This window comes from Guyparkeria sp. SB14A (genome assembly GCF_005096345.1).
In the GTDB taxonomy this organism is placed as follows: domain Bacteria; phylum Pseudomonadota; class Gammaproteobacteria; order Halothiobacillales; family Halothiobacillaceae; genus Guyparkeria; species Guyparkeria hydrothermalis.
This window is the reverse complement of record NZ_SWAW01000006.1, coordinates 24,240-44,651: the sequence shown is the minus strand read 5'-3', so window position 1 is coordinate 44,651 and position 20,412 is coordinate 24,240. Positions and strand designations below refer to the sequence as shown.

At 66.0% G+C, this 20,412-nt stretch carries 13 protein-coding genes and 1 other RNA gene; 8 read left to right on the top strand and 6 right to left on the bottom strand.

Annotation, left to right across the window (positions count from 1 at the left end; all coding sequences use genetic code 11):
• Positions 1-417: 417 nt before the first annotated feature.
• The 3 genes from FAZ79_RS04050 to FAZ79_RS04040 all read right to left on the bottom strand — a co-directional run bounded on the left by FAZ79_RS04050 (position 418) and on the right by FAZ79_RS04040 (position 6,079).
• Positions 418-3,672 carry an EAL domain-containing protein gene (locus FAZ79_RS04050; RefSeq protein WP_169303566.1) on the bottom strand — a complete coding sequence of 1,085 codons (3,255 nt, stop codon included), beginning with the start codon at positions 3,670-3,672 and terminating at the stop codon, positions 418-420.
• An 896-nt stretch (positions 3,673-4,568) separates the two neighbouring features.
• Entirely contained in the window at positions 4,569-4,805 is a 237-nt protein-coding gene (locus FAZ79_RS04045) for a hypothetical protein (RefSeq protein WP_136866701.1), read from the bottom strand.
• Positions 4,806-4,861: 56 nt separating this feature from the next.
• Positions 4,862-6,079 carry an HDOD domain-containing protein gene (locus FAZ79_RS04040; protein WP_169303565.1) on the bottom strand — a complete coding sequence of 406 codons (1,218 nt, stop codon included), beginning with the start codon at positions 6,077-6,079 and terminating at the stop codon, positions 4,862-4,864.
• Between the two features lie 275 nt (positions 6,080-6,354).
• Here FAZ79_RS04040 and ssrA point away from each other — a divergent pair.
• The 5 genes from ssrA to dctP all read left to right on the top strand — a co-directional run bounded on the left by ssrA (position 6,355) and on the right by dctP (position 14,740).
• Positions 6,355-6,716: a transfer-messenger RNA gene (gene ssrA, locus FAZ79_RS04035) on the top strand.
• Between the two features lie 190 nt (positions 6,717-6,906).
• Positions 6,907-9,801, top strand: coding sequence for an EAL domain-containing protein (locus FAZ79_RS04030; protein ID WP_169303564.1), 2,895 nt, complete (start codon positions 6,907-6,909; stop codon positions 9,799-9,801).
• A gap of 88 nt (positions 9,802-9,889) precedes the next feature.
• Positions 9,890-11,200, top strand: coding sequence for a Glu/Leu/Phe/Val dehydrogenase (locus tag FAZ79_RS04025; protein WP_247709488.1), 1,311 nt, complete (start codon positions 9,890-9,892; stop codon positions 11,198-11,200).
• Between the two features lie 75 nt (positions 11,201-11,275).
• The gene (gene uvrD / locus FAZ79_RS04020; RefSeq protein ID WP_136866698.1) at positions 11,276-13,480 is read left to right on the top strand and encodes a DNA helicase II; all 2,205 of its coding nucleotides are present in this window, start codon (positions 11,276-11,278) and stop codon (positions 13,478-13,480) included.
• Between the two features lie 135 nt (positions 13,481-13,615).
• On the top strand, positions 13,616-14,740 hold the full coding sequence (gene dctP, locus FAZ79_RS04015) for a TRAP transporter substrate-binding protein DctP (RefSeq protein ID WP_136866697.1): 1,125 nt from the start codon (positions 13,616-13,618) through the stop codon (positions 14,738-14,740).
• A gap of 13 nt (positions 14,741-14,753) precedes the next feature.
• Here dctP and FAZ79_RS04010 read toward each other — a convergent pair whose 3' ends face one another.
• Positions 14,754-15,425, bottom strand: a complete 672-nt coding sequence (locus tag FAZ79_RS04010; RefSeq protein ID WP_136866696.1) for a metal-dependent transcriptional regulator — start codon at positions 15,423-15,425, stop codon at positions 14,754-14,756.
• 131 nt (positions 15,426-15,556) lie between these two features.
• Here FAZ79_RS04010 and FAZ79_RS04005 point away from each other — a divergent pair, with 131 nt between their 5' ends.
• Positions 15,557-16,522 (top strand): zinc ABC transporter substrate-binding protein, encoded by a 966-nt coding sequence (locus FAZ79_RS04005; protein WP_136866695.1) that lies wholly within the window; start codon positions 15,557-15,559, stop codon positions 16,520-16,522.
• A 22-nt stretch (positions 16,523-16,544) separates the two neighbouring features.
• On the opposite strand, the gene FAZ79_RS04000 is transcribed toward FAZ79_RS04005, so the two are convergent.
• Positions 16,545-17,075, bottom strand: a complete 531-nt coding sequence (locus FAZ79_RS04000) for a gamma carbonic anhydrase family protein (protein WP_136866694.1) — start codon at positions 17,073-17,075, stop codon at positions 16,545-16,547.
• Between the two features lie 135 nt (positions 17,076-17,210).
• Between FAZ79_RS04000 and ubiA the strand changes: the two genes are divergently transcribed.
• Both ubiA and FAZ79_RS03990 read left to right on the top strand, forming a co-directional pair.
• Positions 17,211-18,077, top strand: coding sequence for a 4-hydroxybenzoate octaprenyltransferase (gene ubiA, locus FAZ79_RS03995; RefSeq protein ID WP_197039276.1), 867 nt, complete (start codon positions 17,211-17,213; stop codon positions 18,075-18,077).
• Between the two features lie 104 nt (positions 18,078-18,181).
• Complete coding sequence (locus FAZ79_RS03990; RefSeq protein ID WP_211238788.1) at positions 18,182-18,694, top strand: DsrE family protein; 513 nt, start codon at positions 18,182-18,184, stop codon at positions 18,692-18,694.
• A 78-nt stretch (positions 18,695-18,772) separates the two neighbouring features.
• Here the strand turns inward: FAZ79_RS03990 and FAZ79_RS03985 are convergent, their stop codons facing one another.
• Complete coding sequence (locus tag FAZ79_RS03985; protein WP_136866693.1) at positions 18,773-20,407, bottom strand: methyl-accepting chemotaxis protein; 1,635 nt, start codon at positions 20,405-20,407, stop codon at positions 18,773-18,775.
• Positions 20,408-20,412: the final 5 nt, after the last annotated feature.

Below are 20,412 nucleotides of genomic sequence, written 5' to 3'. Positions count from 1 at the left end.
CCGTCGTCTTCGTAATGACAAGGTCGGGGGTTCGACTCCTCTCTCCGGCACCACAAGTCCTTGATTTCTGGCGTTTCCTATGGCTGACGCCATCACCAGATATCACTCGAAATCAACCGATTTGCACACGTTTTGCACACAGAATGCACACGCGTGCAGGCCTCAAAAGAGGCAGAAAAGGCCCCGCCAGACGGTCGGCCAGGACGTCCATCAAGGGCGATCCTGGAGCGAACCGGGCGGGGCCTTTATTATTCCGATTTCCGGCAATCGCACCACGCCCACCACGCCGACCTGCATCCTGGCGGCCTCGTCGGGGGCTTGCCCGCTTGAAGCGCCAAAGTGTGAAGGGCCAGCCAGGGTGGGTCGACATGGTCGAGGGTGCCGAGTGCGAAGACGTGGTGGTCGGGGTCGGTCTGGTCAGTCTCCGGTTCGGCCGGTGGGGTGGTCGTTCATCCAAGTGATCAGCTCGGCCTTGGGCATGGGAGGCGCAATTAGAAAGCCTTGGCCGAACCGGCAGCGCTGATTGCTCAGCATCTTGAGCTGGGCGGCAGTCTCGATGCCCTCGGCAACCACGGACAACCCCAGGCTGGCGGCCATCTGGATGATCGCCTCGACCAGCGAGGCGTCGCTGCTGTCGACGGCGAGATCGTGCACAAACGATTTGTCGATCTTGAGTTGGCTTATTGGGTAACGCTTGAGGTATCCCAGGCTGGAATAACCCGTGCCGAAATCGTCGATCGACAACGTGATGCCGAGCGCGTCAAGCTGTCGCAACGCGGCATGCACGGCCTCGCGGTCGTCGATCAGCACACCTTCGGTCAGTTCGAGTTCTAAATGATTGGCCGGCAGGCCGCTGTGTTCGAGGGTGGCGGTCACCTGGGCGACCAGGTCGCCGTTGACGAACTGGCGCGGCGAGACGTTCACCGCTACCGACAGGTCGGCCCCCAGCATATCGCGTAGCTCAACGAGATCCCGGCAGGCCTTCTCGAGTACCCACTGGCCGACAGGAACGATCAGACCGGCCTCCTCGGCCACGGACACGAACTGACTTGGCGGGATCAAGCTGCCGTCGCCCCGGCGCAGGCGAACAAGGGCTTCGAGGCCGACGACCGCCTGCGTTTGAAGGTCGATCTTGGGTTGGTAATGCAGCTCGAGCCGTTCGTCCTTTAGGGCCTCGCGAAGGTCGGCCTCCACGGCCATTCGCTCGGATGCGCCCTGGTCCATGTCCGGCCGGTAGGTGACAAAGCCGTTGCGCCCGTGCTCCTTGACCCAGTAGAGCGCTACGTCTGCACAACGCAACAGTTCGTGTGGGTCGTCGCCGTCGCGCGGGCACAGGCTGATGCCGACACTGGAGGTGACGTAGATGCCGCGCAACTCGGTCTCGATGGGATGGGTCAACGACTCCTTGATTCGCTGACAGACCCGTTCGGCGCCGGGCTGGTCGGTGTCGTCGAGCAACAGGACGAATTCGTCCCCACCCATGCGCGCAAGCGTGTCCGTCTGGCGCAGGCAGGTACCGATGCGTTCGGCAAACCCCTGGATGATCCGGTCGCCGATGTGGTGGCCCATCGTGTCGTTGATCTGCTTGAAGCGGTCGATGTCCATCATCGCGAGGGCGAACGGGGTGCCGTTCCGGTGGGCTTGCTCGATCGCTACGCCCAGACGGTCATTGAGCAAGGCCCGGTTAGGTAGGCCGGTGAGCACGTCGTGAAGCGCGATGTGCCGGATGTATTCGTCGGCCCGCTTCTGTTCCGTGATGTCGCTGGCCACGGCCAGATAGCCGCGCGGGCGCCCGAGATCATCGAGAAGCGCTGTTATTGCGACCCGCGCCGGGAACCGTGAGCCGTCACGCCGGATGAGCGTCCACTCGTGTTCGTCGCGCCCGAGGGCCAGCGCCTTGGCTACCAGGGCATCGGTGCCCGGAGGGATCGAGGCATCCAGCTCGAGCGAGAGCTGGTTGGCCCGATCGCGCAGTTCCGCCGGATCGTGCAGTACGTCAAGTCGCGTGTTGCCGACCAGCTCGTCCGCTGTGTGCCAGAGCATGCGTTCTGCCGTCCGGTTAAATGTCCGTATGACGCCGTCGAGATCGGTGGAAACAATGGCGTACCCGGCGCTTTCCACGATGGCGCGCTGTTGCTCGTTGGACTCCTGCAGTCGATGGGTTAGCCGGCGTTCTTCGCTAACGTCCCGGAAAGTTGTGGCCACCCCGGTGGCCATCGGGACCACCTGGCGCTGGAACCAGTGGGCGTTCCCCTGGGCGTCAGTCCAGCTGCATTCGTCGGTGCGAGGCACGCGTGCTTCCTGGACGCGCCGGTAGCTGCCGACCAGTGCCGGGTCTCCTGGTACCAGTTCGGCGCAGGGGTGAGGCGAGGGGTCGTCCCGGTGGCGGTCGAGTATCTGCTTGGCGTTGCGGTTGGCGTACACCGCGCGATAGTCGCGGATCGCGCCGCTGGCATCCCGTATCGCCTCGTAGATGACGAAGATGTCCGGGCTCGACTCCATCGCCGCCTCAAAGCGCCGATGCGCGCGTACTTCGCGCCCATGGCTGGACACCAGTGCCCGTACCAGTGGGCGAACTCTCAATCGGACGAGCAGGATGGCCAGCGCGATCAGACCTGAAAGAAAAGCGGCTAGCGTGACCAGTTCGTTACGAACCGGGGCGAGTATCTCGGCCAGGTCCATCTTCAATACCAGACCAAGCCCCGTAGTGCCCACCGGGCCGTAAGCGGACAAGACCGTCCGGTTGCGATAATCGGTGAGAATCTCGACGTCGGTTGCCCCGGCCAGTGCGCGGCTCATCGGAATCGGCTCGCCATTGATCTGGTCGCTAATGACGTACATGCCATCTTGCTCACGTTGCGGAAAACAGTTGAGCAAGCGAGCATCCAGACGCAGACACATTGGCAGCGTCCCGGTACGTCCCCAGTCGTTGGCCTCTTCAACCAAGCGCTCGATTGCTGGGATGGCGTGGAGCAACACCAGCTCACCGCCGGCATCCTCGTCGACGTCGAACTGTTGCAGTGAAATTCGGGTCTCCAGAGCGTAGCTGCCGTCCCAGATCAGGGAGGCCGGCCGGTCCAGCTGAAGTGGAAACCGAGCCACCCAGTCGGGCGGCAGCGATCCGAATACGCGGCGTTGCTGGCCGTTATGCTCGATCACGGCCGCGTCGATGCCCAAGCGGGCCAGATTGGCCTCGAGTCGTTCGGTGTGCGCTCGCGAGAAGGTGTTGCGATTTGCGTCGAACATCGCCTCGATGCGGCGACTCGATGCGACCAGTTCCGCCTGATCCAGCGCCTTGTTGAGCAGGGTGTCGAGGTGAGATCGTTTGGCCTCGAGGGTCTGCTGCATCGACGACTCGGCCTGGTGGAGCGTAGTGGATTGCAGGTGGTTGAGGCCCATCACGCCGACCAGCAACGACGACAGAGCCACGATCACGGCGGTGGTCGCGTAGATCCGTCGCGCCTGTTGTTTTGCCTCGACGACCAGGCGAGCCTTGGCCGGGCGTGCGGCGTGGGCAGCGGCCCACAGGCCCATGCCTAGTAGGGTGAATGCCACCGCGGTCGGCGCACTGAACCAGATCAGGCCGCTGGCCAGCCATGCGCCCTCGAACAGGAGCGGGGCGCGGATCGCGTAGGCCACTAAGCTTAGGATGCCGGCAAGCAAGAGAGCCATTGACGTCGCGCTTGCCACCACGGCAAGCCGTCTGCCCGACAGTGACAGGCCGAGTATGCCGACAAGGAAGAGCCCGAGGCCGGCAGTGGTTATCCACGACATTTGGCCGGAGTGGGTGTCGTAGAGCGCCAGCCGCAAGCGCTGGGCCGGTAGCTGCTATCCAGTCCGGTGCGATGAGCCGGCCGGCCAGCAAGATCAGGAGGAGGGAGGCCGCGGCCGTCGAGATTTGATGATTAACCGTAGAGGAGGGGTGCGCACTGTCACTCGACAGGAGCAGTAGCGAGGCGGCCAGCACAAGCCCAATGGCTGTCCCGGGGACCATCGGTTTCCAGGTCGGCAGGATGCTGGTCAGGGCGGGTGACCCGACGCCCCAACCGATCAGCACCGTGCACCCTAGCAGCATTACGAGTCCCGCCGACCAGATAATCAGCTGGGCGGAAAGGCGGGCCTCCGATTCGAACGGGCGAGATTGTTTGCCGAAACGGCGCACGCGAATCATCCCCGAATCAAATCTCGCGGTGCGGTGCTGGTAAGTGTTTCGTAGCCTGTGATTCTCATATGCTCCGCTCGGTTTCGAGACGCCTAAAGCGTAATCAAGAACGAGACATTCCGGCCTGGGAATTCGTCTCGCGTTGAGTTGGCTGTGTCCGCTCCTGGAATCCTTGGTGCGAGATAGCCTGAGCGATCAGGCAATAGGCTCGCATAGTTAGCGATCGAGTGCGTTATTCAGGCGTATTCGGCTCGGATCAGCCTGCGAGATTGGGGGTGCAGCTGGGAACCTCTTGCTCGCTAGCGGAAACGGAAGTCAGTCGTTTGCATGACACCTAGAAGGGGATAAGAGCCCTCGCCGGGGTGGCCAGGGTGTTCATGGCGGGAACCCGGTGAGGCATTTAACGCTAGCGTGCGGCGCGGGGAACTGTCGCGTCGGCGTGAGACGGCCCGAGGTGTGAAGCACGATGACCTTGGTCCTTCTCGGTCAGTGACGAGCCGTCGCGCCGCTTTTTCAGTACGTTGTGCATGACGGTGAGCGTGAGGTCGGAGTGGGCGTCGAGGCCTTCGACTGTCCTCAGCCGAAGGCCACGCACCTTTTCTTTGGTGATCTGGAATTCGGCCCCGATGGTCTTCATGCCCATGAGCAGATGTCCCTTCCTTCTCGTGGCGGTGCCCTCCTGGGCAGCGCCTGGCTGGCTCAGCTGGCCTGGTTGATCAGCATCTGCACACGGTCGCCGATCTGGCGGTATCGCGTGAGAATGCGCGGGTGCAGTTGATGGAGGTCCCGCTTGAGGGCCACGGTCTGCTCGACGTGCAGTGCCCGGGCGAGCATGGCACCCGCTGCGCCGCGGCGATGGAGAATCGCCGCGCGGCTGCTCTCGCCCAGTTCGAGTTCATCGAGCAATCGCTCCAGGGAGACGTTCAGCAGGATGTCGGCCCCCGAGAGCAACCCCACCAGGAATGCCTGCTCGGGCTTCACCTCCCCTCGGCGCGAGTGCTCGGCCAGCTCCTGGCAGAATTGGGCCCGCCACAGTATGAGCCGCGCGGCCTCCGGCGAACTGGCATTCAATGACGTGATCAACGCGGCCCACCGGCGCAAATGGTTGAGGCCGAGATGCCGCACCACGCCCTCGAGCGAGGTGATCTCTTGCCGAGAGCGATACAGGGGGCTGTTGGCGATCCGGATCAGGCTGATTGCGAGGCCGGGGTCATGGGCGATGGCCTCGGCGATCTCGGCCCATTGCGGCTCCCTGGAAAAGAGGGTGTTGATGACGCGGACCATGTGCAGGGCCGACGGGTTCAGTTGGGTGCCAAGGACCTCGCGGGGGCGCGCTAGGAAATACCCCTGGAAGAGGGTGAAGCCCGCGTCCCGGAACCGGTTGCGGGTCGACTCGTCCTCCACCCGCTCGGCCAGCCACTGGCAGTCCAGATTCCCCAGGCGCTCCTTCTGAGCCAGTATTTCGTCGACGTCGCGGTCGAGCACGTCGACCTTGATCACCGAGGCGTACTGCAGCAGCGGTTCCCAGTCCGCATGGAACTCGAAGTCGTCGAGTGCGAAGCGAAACCCCTGGGCGTGCCATTCGGCGACGGCCTCGATCAGTTCCGGGGTCGGCTTGATGCGTTCGACTAGCTCGATCACCACGCTGTCGGGTTCCAGCGGCAGGAATGCCCGCGACATGAGGAAGTCGCGGCAGACGTTGATGAACGCGGGTCCCTGGTAATGGTCGATCTGCTCGGTGATCCCGGCGCAGAGATTGACGATCAGCTGGCTGGTGGCGCGCTCGTCTCCGATTTGTTCGACCGTGCGTTGCAGGTTGTCGCGGTACAGCAACTCGACGCCGCGCAGGTTATCGGCGCCATCGTAGATGGGCTGTGCAGCGAGCAGAATGGAGGGGAGATCTACGTCAGCGCACATGGCTGGATTCCTGCGAGTCGGTCTGGTCATCAGACCTGCGAAAGCGGACAGGAGACACTTTATCACCATGTGATCGCGCCAAGAGGGTATTCGCTTGGCGCCGCCATGCATATGACCTACACTCCAGAGTCCCGGAGCGGGAGGTGTGCGGGGTAGGGAACTTTTCCACTATCCCTTCCTCTAACTTCGGTAAGCTTGAAGCACGAATGCTCGGTTGCGACCGGGTGGGCCCTTGAAAACGCCAATCGGGGCCCCAGTTTCCAGCAAGACATCCTGGGGGTGATACGGCTTCGACGTGGGTCGCGAAACTCAAGGTGCATGCCGAGGTGTAGTCTCCTCGTTAAACAACTGCAAAACCAATAGTTGCCAACGACGACAACTACGCACTCGCAGCTTAAAACCCTGTAGGGTGCCGTCTGGCCGGAGCCGTGCTTGTGCGTCCGGAACCCAGGCGTCGACTCTCACAAGCTCGTGGTGAAGCGCGTCCGGCGTGGATCCACTAAAACTCAAACCGGACTCGCCGAGTATCTTCCCTGCCTGTCGGGTAGTACTCGGTTAAAGCAATAGACAGGACAAGCATGTAGGACCGAGAGCGTAGGGCTTGCGGACGCGGGTTCGACTCCCGCCACCTCCACCAATTCCTGCCGAAAGGGCCAGCCAGCGATGGTTGGCCCTTTTTGTTTTTATTGATCCTTGCCGCCGATGAGCGAGCGCGCCCTGGGCCAGGCACGTCGGGGCGTCGCTATAGGCGTTCCGAAGTGGCGGAGAACATGCCATTATCCGGTTATGGAATTAACCGACTGTTTTACGGAGGCTTAGGCCGGGCCATGCGGAGACTGGCCTGGGCACTGGCGCTGAGCTTGCTGGCCACCGCGGTGTCGGCCCGTGAGGTGACGGTCGGCCTCTACGAAAACGACCCCAAGGTGTTTCGTGACGAGGCGGGGCAGCCGGCCGGCATATTCGTCGACTTGATCGAGCGGATTGCCGTGGCGGAGGGCTGGACGCTCTCCTTCGAGGACTGTGCCTGGGGCGATTGCCTCGATCGCGTGGCCCAGGGGCAGATCGACCTGATGCCGGACGTGGCGATCAGCGAGGCGCGCGAGGCCCGGCTCGACTTTCATGCCCTGCCGGCACTGCACAGTTGGTCACAGGTCTATCGTCGCCCGGATCTGCAGGTCCGCTCGATCCTCGATCTGGACAACCGGCGCATCGCGCTGCTGGAAGGCTCGATCCAGCAGTCGCGGATCGAGGTGTTGCTCGACGAGTTCGGTGTCGACTTCGAGCCGCTCGTGGTCGAGGACTTCCACGCGGCCTTCGCGGCGGTCGCCGATGGACGCGCCGACGTGGCGGTGGTCAACCATCTGTTCGGCAGTCGCTACCACGACGAGTACGCCCTCGAGCGCACGCCGGTGGTCATGGAGCCGGCACGGCTGTTCTTCGCGACCGGGGAGGGGCGCAACCCCGAGTTGCTGGCGGCGATCGACCGGCATCTGTCCAGTTGGCAGGCCGACGGCGATTCCGTGTACTTCGACATCCTCGAACGCTGGCTGGGCGAGCGCCCACGGGTGCTGGTGCCCGGCTGGGTGGCGTGGCTGGTGGGTGTTGGCGGGGCGTTGCTGTTCCTCGCCCTGGGCGTGGCGTTCTGGCTCCGTCGCACGGTGGTCAATCGGGGTCGCCGCCTGGCCGAGACCCGGCGGGAACTGGAGACGGCCTACGAGGTGATCGAGGCGAGCCCCGTGGTGCTGTTTCGCTGGCGGCTGGCGCCGGGCTGGCCGGTGGCGTTCGTCTCCGGCAACGTCTCGCGGTGGGGCTACACGGCCGAGGACTTCCTCGAGGGCCGCCGCCACTTCGCCGACATCGTCCACCCGGATGATCTCGCTCGGATCGGCGCGGAGGTCGAGGAGCGGCTCGCCGCCGGGGCGACGGCCTACCGCCAGGAGTACCGCATCCTGCACGCCGATGGCACATCGCGCTGGGTCGGTGATCTGACCCACGTCTTCCGAGACGAGCACGGTCAGGTCGAGCGGATCGAGGGGGTGGTCACCGACATCACCGAGCAGCGCGAGGGCGAGCGACGCCAGCGCGAGGCGGCCGCGGTGCTGGAAAACACGCTCGAGGGCGTGATCATCACCGATGCCGACGAGCGGATCGTGATGGTCAACCGGGCGTTCCAGTCGCTGACCGGCTACACGGAGGACGAGGTGCTGGGGCAACCGGTCACCCTGCTGGACGCCGAGCACGTCACCAGTCCCTGGTCGACGATTCGAACGGCGCTGGCGACGAGCGGGCACTGGCAGGGGGAGTTGACCAGCCGGCGCAAGAACGGCGAGATCTTCCCCGAGCTGCGCGCGATCAGCCGGGTGGTCGGGCCGGTCGGCGAGGACGACCACGTGGTCCACCTGTTCACCGACATGTCGCGCCTGCGGGCCACCGAGGCGCGTCTGGATTTCCTCGCCCGCCACGATGCGCTCACCGATCTGCCCAACCGCGCGCTGTTGCTTTCCCACCTGCACGAGCGCGTCGCCTCGGCGGACGTGGCCGCGTTGGGGCTGCTGCTGATCGACCTCGACCGGTTCCGGGACGTCAACGACAGCTACGGGCATCACGTGGGCGACACCCTGTTGCGCCAGGCGGCACAACGTCTCGAATCCCTGCTGGAGGGTCGCTGTCTCGCCCGCCTGGGCGGCGACGAGTTCGCCGTGCTGGCCGAGAACCTGGGCCGAACCGACCTGGCCGGCCTGGCCGAGACCGTCATCGAGGTGCTCAGTCGGCCCTGGCGGCTGGACAACGGCACCGAGGTGCGCCTAGGCGCGAGCATCGGCATTACCTGCTACCCGGATTTCGGTCGCAGCCCCGAAGCCCTCCTGCAGCAGGCGGATGCCGCCGTCTACCGGGCCAAGGCCGAGGGGCGCGGCGGTTTCCGCTTCTTCGACGACAGCCTGACGGCCAGCGCGCGACACCGCATCGAGATGGAAACCCGCCTGCGCCGGGCGATCGAGGCGGGCGAGCTCGAGCTTCACTACCAGCCCCAGGTCGAGATCGCCAGCGGGCGGATCATCGGCGCCGAGGCGCTGGTGCGCTGGCGGGACGGCGAGCGGGGCCTGGTGCCGCCGGATGCCTTCATCCCGGTGGCCGAACAGACCGGCATGATCGGCCTGTTGGGCGACTGGGTTCTGCGCGAGGCCTGTCGACAGGGTCGCGAATGGCGCGATGCCGGCCTGGCCGTCCCACGGCTGGCGGTGAACCTCTCGGCGCGCCAGCTGCACGACGAGTCGCTGGTCGAGCGTGTCCGGGCGGTGCTCGACGAGACCGGCTACCCGCCCGACCGGCTGGAACTGGAGTTGACCGAAAGCGCGCTGATGCACCAGCAGGAGCGGTCCGTGCGGGTGCTGCGTGCCCTGCGTCGCCTGGGCCTACACCTGGCCATCGACGATTTCGGCACCGGGTATTCGTTGCTCGCCTACCTGCGCCAGTTCCCCATCGACGTACTCAAGATCGACAAGCGTTTCGTCGACGATCTCGCCGAGAACAACGATGACCGCGAGATCGCCGGTGCCATCCTCGCCATGGGCCACGCCCTGCGGCTGTCGGTGATCGCCGAGGGGGTCGAGACCGAGGCGCAACTGGCCTTCCTGCGCGCCAACGGCTGCGACACCTACCAGGGCTACCTCTTCAGCCCGCCATTGCCACCCGCGGGCTTTGCCCGTCTCCTGTCGGATTGAGTCGGTCGGCTCGTTCACGCGCTGCTACGCTCAGGGCGATGGCCCCTCGGTGACCGCTGGCGGGCAGGGGTCGCGTGACGATGGAGGAATGACGATGACGAAAAACGGTGGACTGCTGGCCGATGCGCTGGTGCATCTCAAGCCCCTGATGGACGACGAGCGCATCTCGGAGGACGCCCGGCGGCGGCTGTCGCAACCCAACCGGGTGGTCGAGGTGGAGATTCCGCTGCGCATGGACGACGGTTCGCTCAAGGTGTTCACCGGCTGGCGTTCGCTCTACGACAACACCCGCGGGCCGGGCAAGGGCGGCATCCGCTTCCACCCCAACGTCACCGGCGACGAGGTCGCCGCGCTGAGTTTCTGGATGGCGGTGAAGTGCGCCGTGGTCGACCTGCCGTTTGGCGGTGCCAAGGGCGGTATCTGCGTCGATCCCAAGCAGCTCTCGCGCCTCGAGCTCGAACGCCTGTCGCGCGGCTACATCCGCGCCCTGCTCGACGTGATCGGTCCCGACCGCGACATCCCCGCGCCGGACGTCAACACCAACGAGACCATCATGGGATGGATGGCCGACGAGTACCGTCAGGCCGCCGGCCGCCACCAGCGCGGCGTGATCACCGGCAAGCCGCCGGGCCATGGCGGTTCGCTCGGTCGCACGGCGGCCACCGGTCGCGGCGCATTGCAGGTGCTCAATATCTGGGAGCGCCGCCGCGGCCGGGCCGACCAGCGTCCGCGCATCGCGGTGCAGGGCTTCGGTAACGCCGGTTTCCACTTCGCGCGGCTGGCGCACGATGCCGGCTACCGGGTGGTCGCGATCGCCGATTCGCGCGGCGCGATCTACCGCGAGGAGGGGCTCGACCCGCTGCCGATCTGGGAGCGCAAGCACGAGTCCTCCGAGCTTTCGGGGCAGGTCTACTGTGAGGAAACGGTGTGCTCGGAGGTGGAGGTCGACAAGCTCACCAACGAGGAACTGCTGGCCCTCGACGTCGACGTGCTGGTGCTGGCGGCGCTGGAGAACGCCATCACCGAGAAGAACGTCGATGCGATTCGTGCACCGACCATCCTCGAGATCGCCAACGGCCCGATCAACAACGCCGCCGACCGCAAGCTGGCCGAGCGGGACGTGACCGTCATCCCCGACGTGCTCGCCAACAGCGGCGGGGTGATCGTCAGTCACCTCGAGTGGGTGCAGAACCGCATGGGCGACTACTGGAGCGAGGACGAGATCGAACGACGCCTGGCCGAGCGGCTGGGCGAGCAGGCCGATCTGGTGTTCGAGCGGGCGATCGCCGAGGACGAATCCCTGCGCTCGGCCGCCTACCGGCAGGGGATCGAGCGCATCGCCATGGCGATGGACGGGCTGGGCACCGAGCGGTATTTCTGCGGCGATACCGGGCCGTAGGATCGATGCTGGCTGGCTGCCCGAACCGCCCGTTCGGGCGGTCGGTTTGCGGGTCGGTTCCGGTACAATGCGCCCATGTCTCAAGATCCGATTCTCGACCCACTCAACGCCGCCCAGCGCGAGGCGGTCACTAGCCCCTCGTTGGCCACCCTGGTGCTCGCCGGCGCGGGCTCGGGCAAGACGCGCGTGCTCACCCACCGCATGGCCTGGCTGGTCGCCGAGCAGGGCATCTCGCCCTATTCGCTGCTGGCCGTGACGTTCACCAACAAGGCCGCCGGCGAGATGCGCGGCCGACTGGGCTCGTTGCTCGACGGGCAGGAGCTGGGGCCGCGCGGCGTCGACGGCATGTGGGTGGGCACCTTCCACGGCCTGTCGCATCGTCTGCTGCGCCAGCACGCCAAGGAGGCCGGGCTGCCCGAGGGCTTCCAGATCATCGATTCGGACGACCAGCTGCGGCTGGTCAAGCGCCTGATCCGCGAGGCGGAACTCGACGAGAACCGGTTCCCGCCGCGATTGGTCGCCTCGATGATCAACGGCTTCAAGGAAGAGGGGCTGCGCGCCCGCCACGTGACACCGGGCGACGACCCGATCCGCGACCAGGTGATCGTGATCTACAAGGCCTACGAGCGCGTCTGCGAGCGCAGCGGGTTGGTCGACTTCACCGAGCTGCTGCTGCGTGCCACCGAGCTCCTGCGCGGTAACGACGCCCTGCGGGCCCACTACCAGCGTCGCTTCCGCCAGGTGCTGATCGACGAGTTCCAGGACACCAACGCCCTGCAGTACGCCTGGGCACGATTGCTGGTGGGCGAGGACAACGGCATCTTCGCCGTGGGCGACGACGACCAGTCGATCTACGGCTGGCGCGGCGCGAAGGTCGAGCACATCCAGCACTTCTCGCGCGACTTCCCCAACACGCACCTGATCCGCCTCGAGCAGAACTACCGCTCGACGCGCACCATCCTCGAGGCGGCCAACAGCGTCATCGCGAGAAACCAGGGCCGGCTAGGCAAGAACCTCTGGACCGAGGGCGAGTCGGGCGCGCCGATCCGCTTCTACCGCGCCTTCAACGACCAGGACGAGGCCAACTTCGTGGTCGAGCAGATCGCCACCGCCGTGCGCGAGGGCCACCAGCGTTCCGACTGCGCGGTGCTGTATCGGTCGAACGCCCAGTCGCGTCTGCTCGAGGAGGCGTTGATCCGCGAGGGGATGCCGTATCGCATCTACGGTGGTCTGCGCTTCTTCGAACGCGCCGAGATTCGCGACGCGCTCGCCTATCTGAAGCTCGTGGCCAATCGCCACGACGACACCTCCTTCGATCGGATCGTCAACCGGCCGACCCGCGGCATCGGCGACAAGACGCTCAATGAAATCCGCCAGGCGGCGCGCGAGCAGGGCGCCTCGCTGTGGGACGCCGCGCTGATCCTGCTGGCGGAGAATCGTCTGTCCGCCCGCGCCGGCGGGGCGCTGCGCCAGTTCATGACCCTGATCGAGGCGATCGACCAGCAGACGATCAACGACGAGCTGGGCGAACGGATCGAGAAGACCATCGACAAGAGCGGCCTGCGCGCACTGTTCGAGAAGGACCGCGACCGCGAGCGCGGCGAGGCCAAGATCGAGAACCTCGACGAGCTGGTTTCTGCCGGGCGCGGCTTCGTCATGGAGCGCAACACCGACGAGGAGATGAGCGAGATCGAGGCCTTCCTCGCGCACGCGAGTCTCGAGGCGGGCGAGGCGCAGGGCGCGGCCTGGGAGGACTGCGTGCAGATGATGACGCTGCACGCGGCCAAGGGGCTCGAGTTCCCGCAGGTGTTCCTGGTCGGGGTCGAGGAGGGCCTGTTCCCGCACCAGATGTCGATCGACGAGCCCGGCCGCCTCGAGGAGGAGCGCCGGCTCTGCTACGTGGGCATCACCCGCGCCGAACAGCAGCTGACCATCACCTGCGCCGAGTCGCGCCGGCTGCACGGCAAGCAGATCTTCCCCATGCCGTCGCGCTTTCTCGGCGAGCTGCCGCCGGATCTTGTCGAGGAGGTCCGCCCGCGGGCGACCCGTGCAGCGGCGGCCTTCGGTGCCCGGCGACCCGAGGGCGAGCCGGGCCCGCGCACCCACAAGCAGAACGAGACCGGTTTCGAGATCGGCCAGACCGTGCGTCATGCGAAGTTCGGCGAGGGCACCATCCTCGATTGCGAGGGCACCGGCGCCTCGGCGCGGGTGCAGGTTAACTTCGGCCAGCACGGCGCGAAGTGGTTGATCCTGTCGTATGCGAATCTCCAGCCGGCCTAGCCGAGCGTGAAGCTGGAAGCTGGAAGCGGGAAGCTTTAAGCGGCTATTCTTCCGGCTTCAGGCTTTGAGCTTCCGGCTCGCGCCTCCTGTTTTTTCAAATACTGAATCATCCGAACCCATCTAAGGAGTCCTGCCATGAAACGCCGCGAGTTTCTGACCTGGGCCGGTGTCGCCGGCGCCGCCACTGCCCTGACCGGCTGCAACAGCGAGACCGGCGAACAGGCCGGTGCGGCCACCGCGAGCGGCCCGACCGCGGCCGACCCGATCCGCTGGAAGATGGTCACCACCTGGCCGAAGAACTTCCCGGGGCTGGGCACCGGTGCGAACAACATCGCCAAGTACATCACCGATATGTCCGGCGGCCGGCTGGTGGTCGACGTCTATGGCGCCGGCGAGATCGTCCCGGCACTCGAGGTGTTCGATGCAGTCAAGGCCGGTACGGCCGAGATGGGCCACGGCGCGGCCTACTACTGGCAGGGCAAGATGCCGGCGGCGGCCTTCTTTGCCGCCATGCCCTTCGGCCTGACCGCCGACGAGATGAACGGCTGGCTCTACCACGGCGAGGGCATCGCGCTGTGGGAGGAGCTTTACAAGCCGCACGGCATCATCCCGCGTCCGGGTGGCAACACCGGCCCGCAGATGGGTGGCTGGTTTAGAAAGCCGATCGAGTCGGTCGAGGACTTCAAGGGGCTGAAGATGCGCCTGCCGGGCATCGGTGGCGAGGTATTGCGACGGCTGGACGTCTCGGTGGTCAACACCCCGGGCGGCGAGCTGTTCCAGGCGCTCGACGACGGCACCATCGATGCCGCCGAGTGGGTGGGCCCGTTCAACGATCTGGCCTTCGGTTTCCACCGCGCGGCCAAGTATTACTACGCGCCGGGCTGGCAGGAGCCGTCGGCGACCATGGAGGCCCTGATCAACCAGGAGGCCTACGAGGCGTTGCCCGCCGACCTGCAACAGATCGTCGAGGGGGCGATCAAGAGCGCGGCGCTGGACATGCTTTCCGAGTTCACCGCGCGCAACAACCGGGCGCTCAAGACGCTCACCGAGGAGCACGGCGTCGAGCTGCGCTACTTCAGCGACGAGATCATGGAAGCGCTGTTCGAGAAGTCCAACGAGGTGCTTGCCGAGATCACCGAGGGCGACGCGTTCGCCAAGCGGGTCTACGAGTCGCTGACCGACTACCGCCGCGACGTGGCCGGCTGGACCGAGGGCTCGGAGTACACCTTCCTCACCTCGCGCCAGCGCTTCCTCGACTGAGTCCGTCGGGCGGCTACTCGCTGGCCGAGCGGATGGTCCAGACCCGCTCGGCCAGGGTGGCCGCCAGTGGGCGCTCGTGGCGACCGATGGTGACCACCACGTCGGCCGAGCCCGGCTGGCTGGCGCGACGACGGACGAACTGGCCGGGCAGGATTCCCAGCTGGGTGAGCCGGCGCAGGTCGGCGGCGTTCTCGGCGGCGAGACGCACCACCGTGGCGCCCTCGTCGATGGCGAGACTCCCCAGCGCGACCATCTGGCGGCGTTCGACCGGCGCCTCGTCGGGGCGTGGGATCGGCGCGCCGTGCGGGTCGAACTCCGGCTGGCCGAGGTGGTCCCACAATCGATCGATCAGGCGGCTGGAAAAGGCATGCTCGAGGATTTCCGCCTCGGCATCGACTTCGGCCAGCGGCAATTTCAGGTCCTGGGCGAGGAAGGTCTCGATCACCCGGTGGCGACGGATCATGTCGACGGCGATGGTCCAGCCGGCGTCGGTGAGCGCCGCGCCCTGGTAGCGGGCGTAATGGATCAAGCCGTCGGCGTGCAGGCGCTTGAGCATGGCCGTGACCGAGGCGCGGGCGATGCCCAGCCGGTCGGCGATCGCCGAGGTGGACACCGCCGGCTCCGGCGACTGCTCGGCCAGCTTGAAGATCGCTTTCAGGTAATCCTCGTACGCGGTGCTCGCCATGGTTACGCCTCGGGTCGGGGGACCTTACGTTAGCATGCCCGCAGCGAGACGTCCTTGCGCCGGCGGGCGCGGGTTCCTACCATCACGCGTGCCAGATCTCGCCCCACGCATTCATCTATCCGAGGCTCGTTGTGCAGACATTCTTCCGTTGGCTTTCCCACGCCGCGACCCTGTCGCTGGCCGCCGTGATCCTGGTCCCCGCGGCCCACGCCCAGGACGAGGTGCTGCAATACGCCGGTGGCGAAGAGGATATCGACACGCTGGTCGTGGTGACCGACACCTCGATGACCGCCAACCTGGTGGAGAACCTCGCCCGCGGTTTCGTCGAGGTCGAGGCGGTCGTCGAGGGCGAGCGCTCGCCGCTGGGGTACGAGCTCGACGATGACGATCGCGAGCGGATCGAGTCGGCGGATCTCGTGGTCTACCAGGGGCTGGGTCTGATGCCCGAGTTCATCGAGGCGGCCGAGGCGCGCGACTCATCCGACCGGGTGACGCTGACCGATCGCATTCCGGAGTTTCGCCTGATCGAGACCGAGGACGGCGTCAACCCGCACACCTACCACGATCCCTCGCTGCTCCAGTACGCGGTCGATCACCTGACGATCGAGCTCAAGGAGCGTCTCGAGTCGGTCGCCGGCGAGATCGAGGGCAATCGCCTGCGGGTGAATATCGAATTGCAATCGCTTGACCGCGAGACCGAGGGCCTGCTGGAAGACATCCCGCGGGGCGAGCGGGTGCTGGTCACCGACAACGACGTGTTCGCCTACTTCGCCAAGGCCTATCACTTCGAGCTCTTGAACGTGACCGACGCCGCCGAGAGCGAGAAGGCCATCGAGCTGATCGAGCGCAATCAGACGCCGCACGTCTTCCCGGTGGCCGGGGTCGGCGACGGCGCGCTCGAGCAATGGCTCGAGGACAAGCGCGGCTCGGCGCTGCCCGAGTCGGTTGGCCTGGCGCCTCCGCTGACCGGCCTGTGGCTCGGCGACAGCAACCTCCCGACCGGGACGTTCATCGGGCTGTTCCGTCAGAACGTCAGCGAACTGATCCTGGGACTCAAGCCGCTACCGGCGGCGGGCAACGAGGCGCCGGCCGAGTAACCGGGTACCGTGGGCGTGCCGATCACCCGCTGGCGCGATGGTCCTGCGCCAGCTCGCGGTAGAAGCGCGCCGACTCGACCAGGTGCTCGCGTTCCTCGTCACTGAGCGGGCGGATCTTGCGTGCCGGGGCGCCGACGTAGAGGTGGCCGCTTTCCAGGACCTTGCCGGGCGAGACCACGCTGCCCGCGGCGATGATCACCTCGTCCTCGACCACCACGTCGTCCATCACGATCGCGCCCATGCCCACCAGCACCCGGTTGCCCACCGTGCAGGCGTGCAGGATGGCACGATGGCCCACGGTCACCTCCTCGCCGATCCGGCAGGGCATGCCCTGCGGATGAGCGGCCGACGGCTGGTTGACGTGCACGATCACGCCGTCCTGCAGGTTGGTCAGGCGCCCGGCACGGATCTGCTGGACATCGCCGCGCAGCACCGCGTTCGGCCAGACCGAGACCCCTTCGTCCAGCACCACGTCGCCGATCACCACCGCGGTCGGGTCGACCCAGCAGTCCTCGGCCACGGTCGGAAGCTTTGCCTGGAAATTGCGGATCATGCGGAAACCTCGGGTTCGATCGGGCGATTGCAGGCCGGCATTCTAGCGTATCGGGAGCGGGAAGCTTGAAGAGGTCAGGGGCAGAGGCTTGGGCGTGGTTCTGATATCTTCCCTCTGATTTCTGACCGCTAAGGTATCCCCTTGTCCCTGATCGCCGAGAAAACCCGCGCCTACCTCGCCCTGACCCGCTTGGATCGACCGGTGGGCATCTTCCTGCTGCTCTGGCCCACCTACTGGGCGCTGTGGGTCGCCGGCGCGGGGCAACCCGACCTGTTCATCTTCCTGATCTTCACCCTGGGCGTGATCGCGATGCGCTCGGCCGGCTGCGCGATCAACGACTATGCCGATCGGCACGTCGACGGTCACGTCACTCGCACCAGGGGACGCCCCCTGGCCACCGGGCGGATCACCTCGCGCGAGGCACTGGGCGTGTTCGCCGTCCTGGTGGGTATCTCGTTCCTGCTGGTGCTGCAGCTCAATGCCACCACCATCGCCCTGTCCGTGGTGGCGGTGATACTGGCCGCCACCTATCCCTTCGGCAAGCGCTTCCATCACCTGCCCCAGGTGCACCTGGGGCTCGCCTTCGGTTGGGCCATCCCGATGGCCTTTGCCGCCCACCATGGCGAGGTCGCCCCGGTCGCCTGGCTGCTTCTGCTGGCGAACATTGGCTGGACGCTCGCCTACGACACCCTGTATGCCATGGCCGACCGGCCGGACGATCTCAAGATCGGGGTGAAGTCTTCGGCGATCCTGTTTGGTCGTTTTGATCTCATGGCCGTGGGGCTCTCCTATGTCTGGACGCTGGCCTGGCTGGTGGCCGTGGGCGCGATGGTCGATCTCGCCGCCGGCTATTTCGTCGGCCTGGCCGTCGCCGCGGTGTCGGCCGTCTGGATCCTGCGCACCGCCCGCTCGCGCCAGCTCGACGACTGCGTGCTGGCCTTTCGACGCAACAACGTCTTCGGTGCCATCGTCATGCTGGCCCTGATCGCGGGATTTCTCTGAGCAGTGCCGGCCATGGCCGATTACACTCCGATAGCTGGCTAAGTAATCTGGTCTGCCTACCCGGGTCAGCCGGCGTTCCCATTCAGGCGAAACGGAGTGTTCCCATGATCAAGCGCACGATCCAATCCTTCATGGCGGCCTTTATGGCCACCGTGGTGCTGGCCATCGCGATGCCCTTGTCGGCGCAGGCCGCCGCTCCCGTCGACGACACGGCGGCACTCGCCGGGGTGGAGGAGGCCAAGGGCGTCTTCCAGATCGACTTCACCGAGGCCGAGAAGACCGCGTTCTACCTGGAAATCATTCGCGGCACGCACGCCAATTTCGTTCGCCAGGGCCTGGAGCCGGACCTGGTGATCGTCTTCATCGGCCCGACCGTCCAGTTCCTGACCACCGAGGCGGGCGAGGACGTGGCCGATCCGGCGACCCTGATGCGGATCGAATCCGAGGTGGCGCGGCTGGCCGAGCTCGGCGTGCGTCTGGAAGTGTGCGCGGTGGCCACCGAGGTGTTCGGGGTCGACAACGACACGCTGTTCGACGGCCTGGACCTGACCGGTGACGGTTTCGTCGCCATGATCGGCTGGCAGGCCCAGGGTTACCACCCGGTCACCATGTTCTGACCACCCGCCCGGTCGACGCGACATGAACGACAAAGGCCCCGCCAAACGCGGGGCCTTGCTGATTGCGACGGACGAAACTCAGCCGCGCTGGAGGCGGAACTGGCCGACCATCTCGGAGAGCGACGCGGCCAGGCGGGCGAGATCGGCGCTGGCCGTGTTGATCTGCTCGATGGCATCGAGCGACTCGTTGGAGACCTGGTCGATGTTCACGGCGTTGCGATTGATCTCCTCGGTCACGGCGGTCTGCTCCTCGACCGCGCTGGCCACCTGGGTGGAGAGATCCGTGATCTGACGTACCGACTGGGCGATCTCGTCGAGCAGGCCCTGGGTGTGGCCGGTGCGGTCGAGCGTGTCGCGGGCGCTCTCGCTGCTGCGCTCCATCACGCCGACGGCCTCGCGCACGCCGGACTGGAGCTTCTCGATCATCTGCTCGATCTCGCCGATCGAATCCTGGGTGCGATTGGCCAGGCTGCGCACTTCCTCGGCTACCACGGCAAAGCCGCGACCCTGTTCGCCCGCACGGGCCGCCTCGATCGCGGCGTTCAGTGCCAGCAGGTTGGTCTGCTCGGCAATGCCGCCGATCACGTCGAGCACCGAGCCGATCGAGTCGCTGTGCTTGTTGACGTCGCGGATGACGTCGCCGGCGCGCTGCATGTCGTCGGCGAGCGACTGCATGGCGCGCATGTTGTCGTCCATCGCCTCCATGCCGGCCCGTGCCCGATCGTCGGTCTCGGTGGCCGAGTCGTTCACGCTCTGCATGTTCCGGGCGATCTCCTCGACCGCGCTGCTCATCTGGGTGATGGCCGTGGCGACCTGCGAGGTCTCGTCGCGCTGCTTCTCCGCCCCGCCCTTGGTCTGCTCGGAGACCGCCGACATCTCCTCGGTGGCCGCGGCCAGTTGCGAGGAGCTGTTGGAGATGTCGCCCATCATCTCGCGCAGGCGCTTGACGGTGGCGCCGAGACGCCGGATCAGCTGGCCGGTCTCGTCCTTCGCGTCCGAGGTCGGATCGATGGTCAGGTCGCCCTGGGCGACGTGATCGGCGATGTCCACGGCCTCCTGGATCGGGCGGACCACCGAGCGGGTAATGAGCAGGCCGGCGAGGATGGCGATCAGCACGCCGATCAGGCTGCCGAAGAACAGTACGCCCTTCATGCGGGCATCGACCGTTTGCAGAGCGGCCTGGCGTTCCTCGAGCAGGGCGCGCTCCTCGTCGATCATGGCGTGATCGAGCTCGCGCATGGCGTCCATGTCGGCCTTGGCCTCGTCCATCAGGGCCTGGACCTGGCGGCGCACCTCCAGCGAGATATTGCCGGCCGCGCGGCGCAGATCGACCGCCGGTTGCATGTAGTTGTCCATCCAGTGGTGGTAACGCTTTTCCAGTTCGGCCAGGCGCTCCAACTGCTTGGGGTTGTCCGCGGTCATCTCCTCGAGCCGATCGTTGCGGCGCAGGAAGGACTCGCGTCCGTCGTGATAGGGCTGGAGAAAGCTCTCGTCGCCGGTCACGAGGTAGCCCCGCTGGCCCGTTTCGATGTTCACCAGGGACAGTACCTGGCTCTCGAGTTCCTCGAGCACGAGGTAGGTGTGCTGGTTGATTGCCTGGGCGTCGCGCACCTGGCTGTACTGCGTCCAGACTGCCCCGGCGATCAGCACGATCAACAGGGTGAGCAGGCCAAAACCCAGGCCGAGCCGGGTGCCGATGGGCAGGTTCTTCATTATGG

Bases quoted from the DNA above. Each gene is read 5' to 3' on its own strand.
- FAZ79_RS04050 (WP_169303566.1), bottom strand. From the start codon at position 3,672: ATGGCTCTCTTGCTTGCCGGCATCCTAAGCTTAGTGGCCTACGCGATC.
- FAZ79_RS04045 (WP_136866701.1), bottom strand. From the start codon at position 4,805: ATGGGCATGAAGACCATCGGGGCCGAATTCCAGATCACCAAAGAAAAG.
- FAZ79_RS04040 (WP_169303565.1), bottom strand. From the start codon at position 6,079: ATGTGCGCTGACGTAGATCTCCCCTCCATTCTGCTCGCTGCACAGCCC.
- FAZ79_RS04030 (WP_169303564.1), top strand. From the start codon at position 6,907: ATGCGGAGACTGGCCTGGGCACTGGCGCTGAGCTTGCTGGCCACCGCG.
- FAZ79_RS04025 (WP_247709488.1), top strand. From the start codon at position 9,890: ATGACGATGACGAAAAACGGTGGACTGCTGGCCGATGCGCTGGTGCAT.
- uvrD (WP_136866698.1), top strand. From the start codon at position 11,276: ATGTCTCAAGATCCGATTCTCGACCCACTCAACGCCGCCCAGCGCGAG.
- dctP (WP_136866697.1), top strand. From the start codon at position 13,616: ATGAAACGCCGCGAGTTTCTGACCTGGGCCGGTGTCGCCGGCGCCGCC.
- FAZ79_RS04010 (WP_136866696.1), bottom strand. From the start codon at position 15,425: ATGGCGAGCACCGCGTACGAGGATTACCTGAAAGCGATCTTCAAGCTG.
- FAZ79_RS04000 (WP_136866694.1), bottom strand. From the start codon at position 17,075: ATGATCCGCAATTTCCAGGCAAAGCTTCCGACCGTGGCCGAGGACTGC.
- FAZ79_RS03990 (WP_211238788.1), top strand. From the start codon at position 18,182: ATGATCAAGCGCACGATCCAATCCTTCATGGCGGCCTTTATGGCCACC.
- FAZ79_RS03985 (WP_136866693.1), bottom strand. From the start codon at position 20,407: ATGAAGAACCTGCCCATCGGCACCCGGCTCGGCCTGGGTTTTGGCCTG.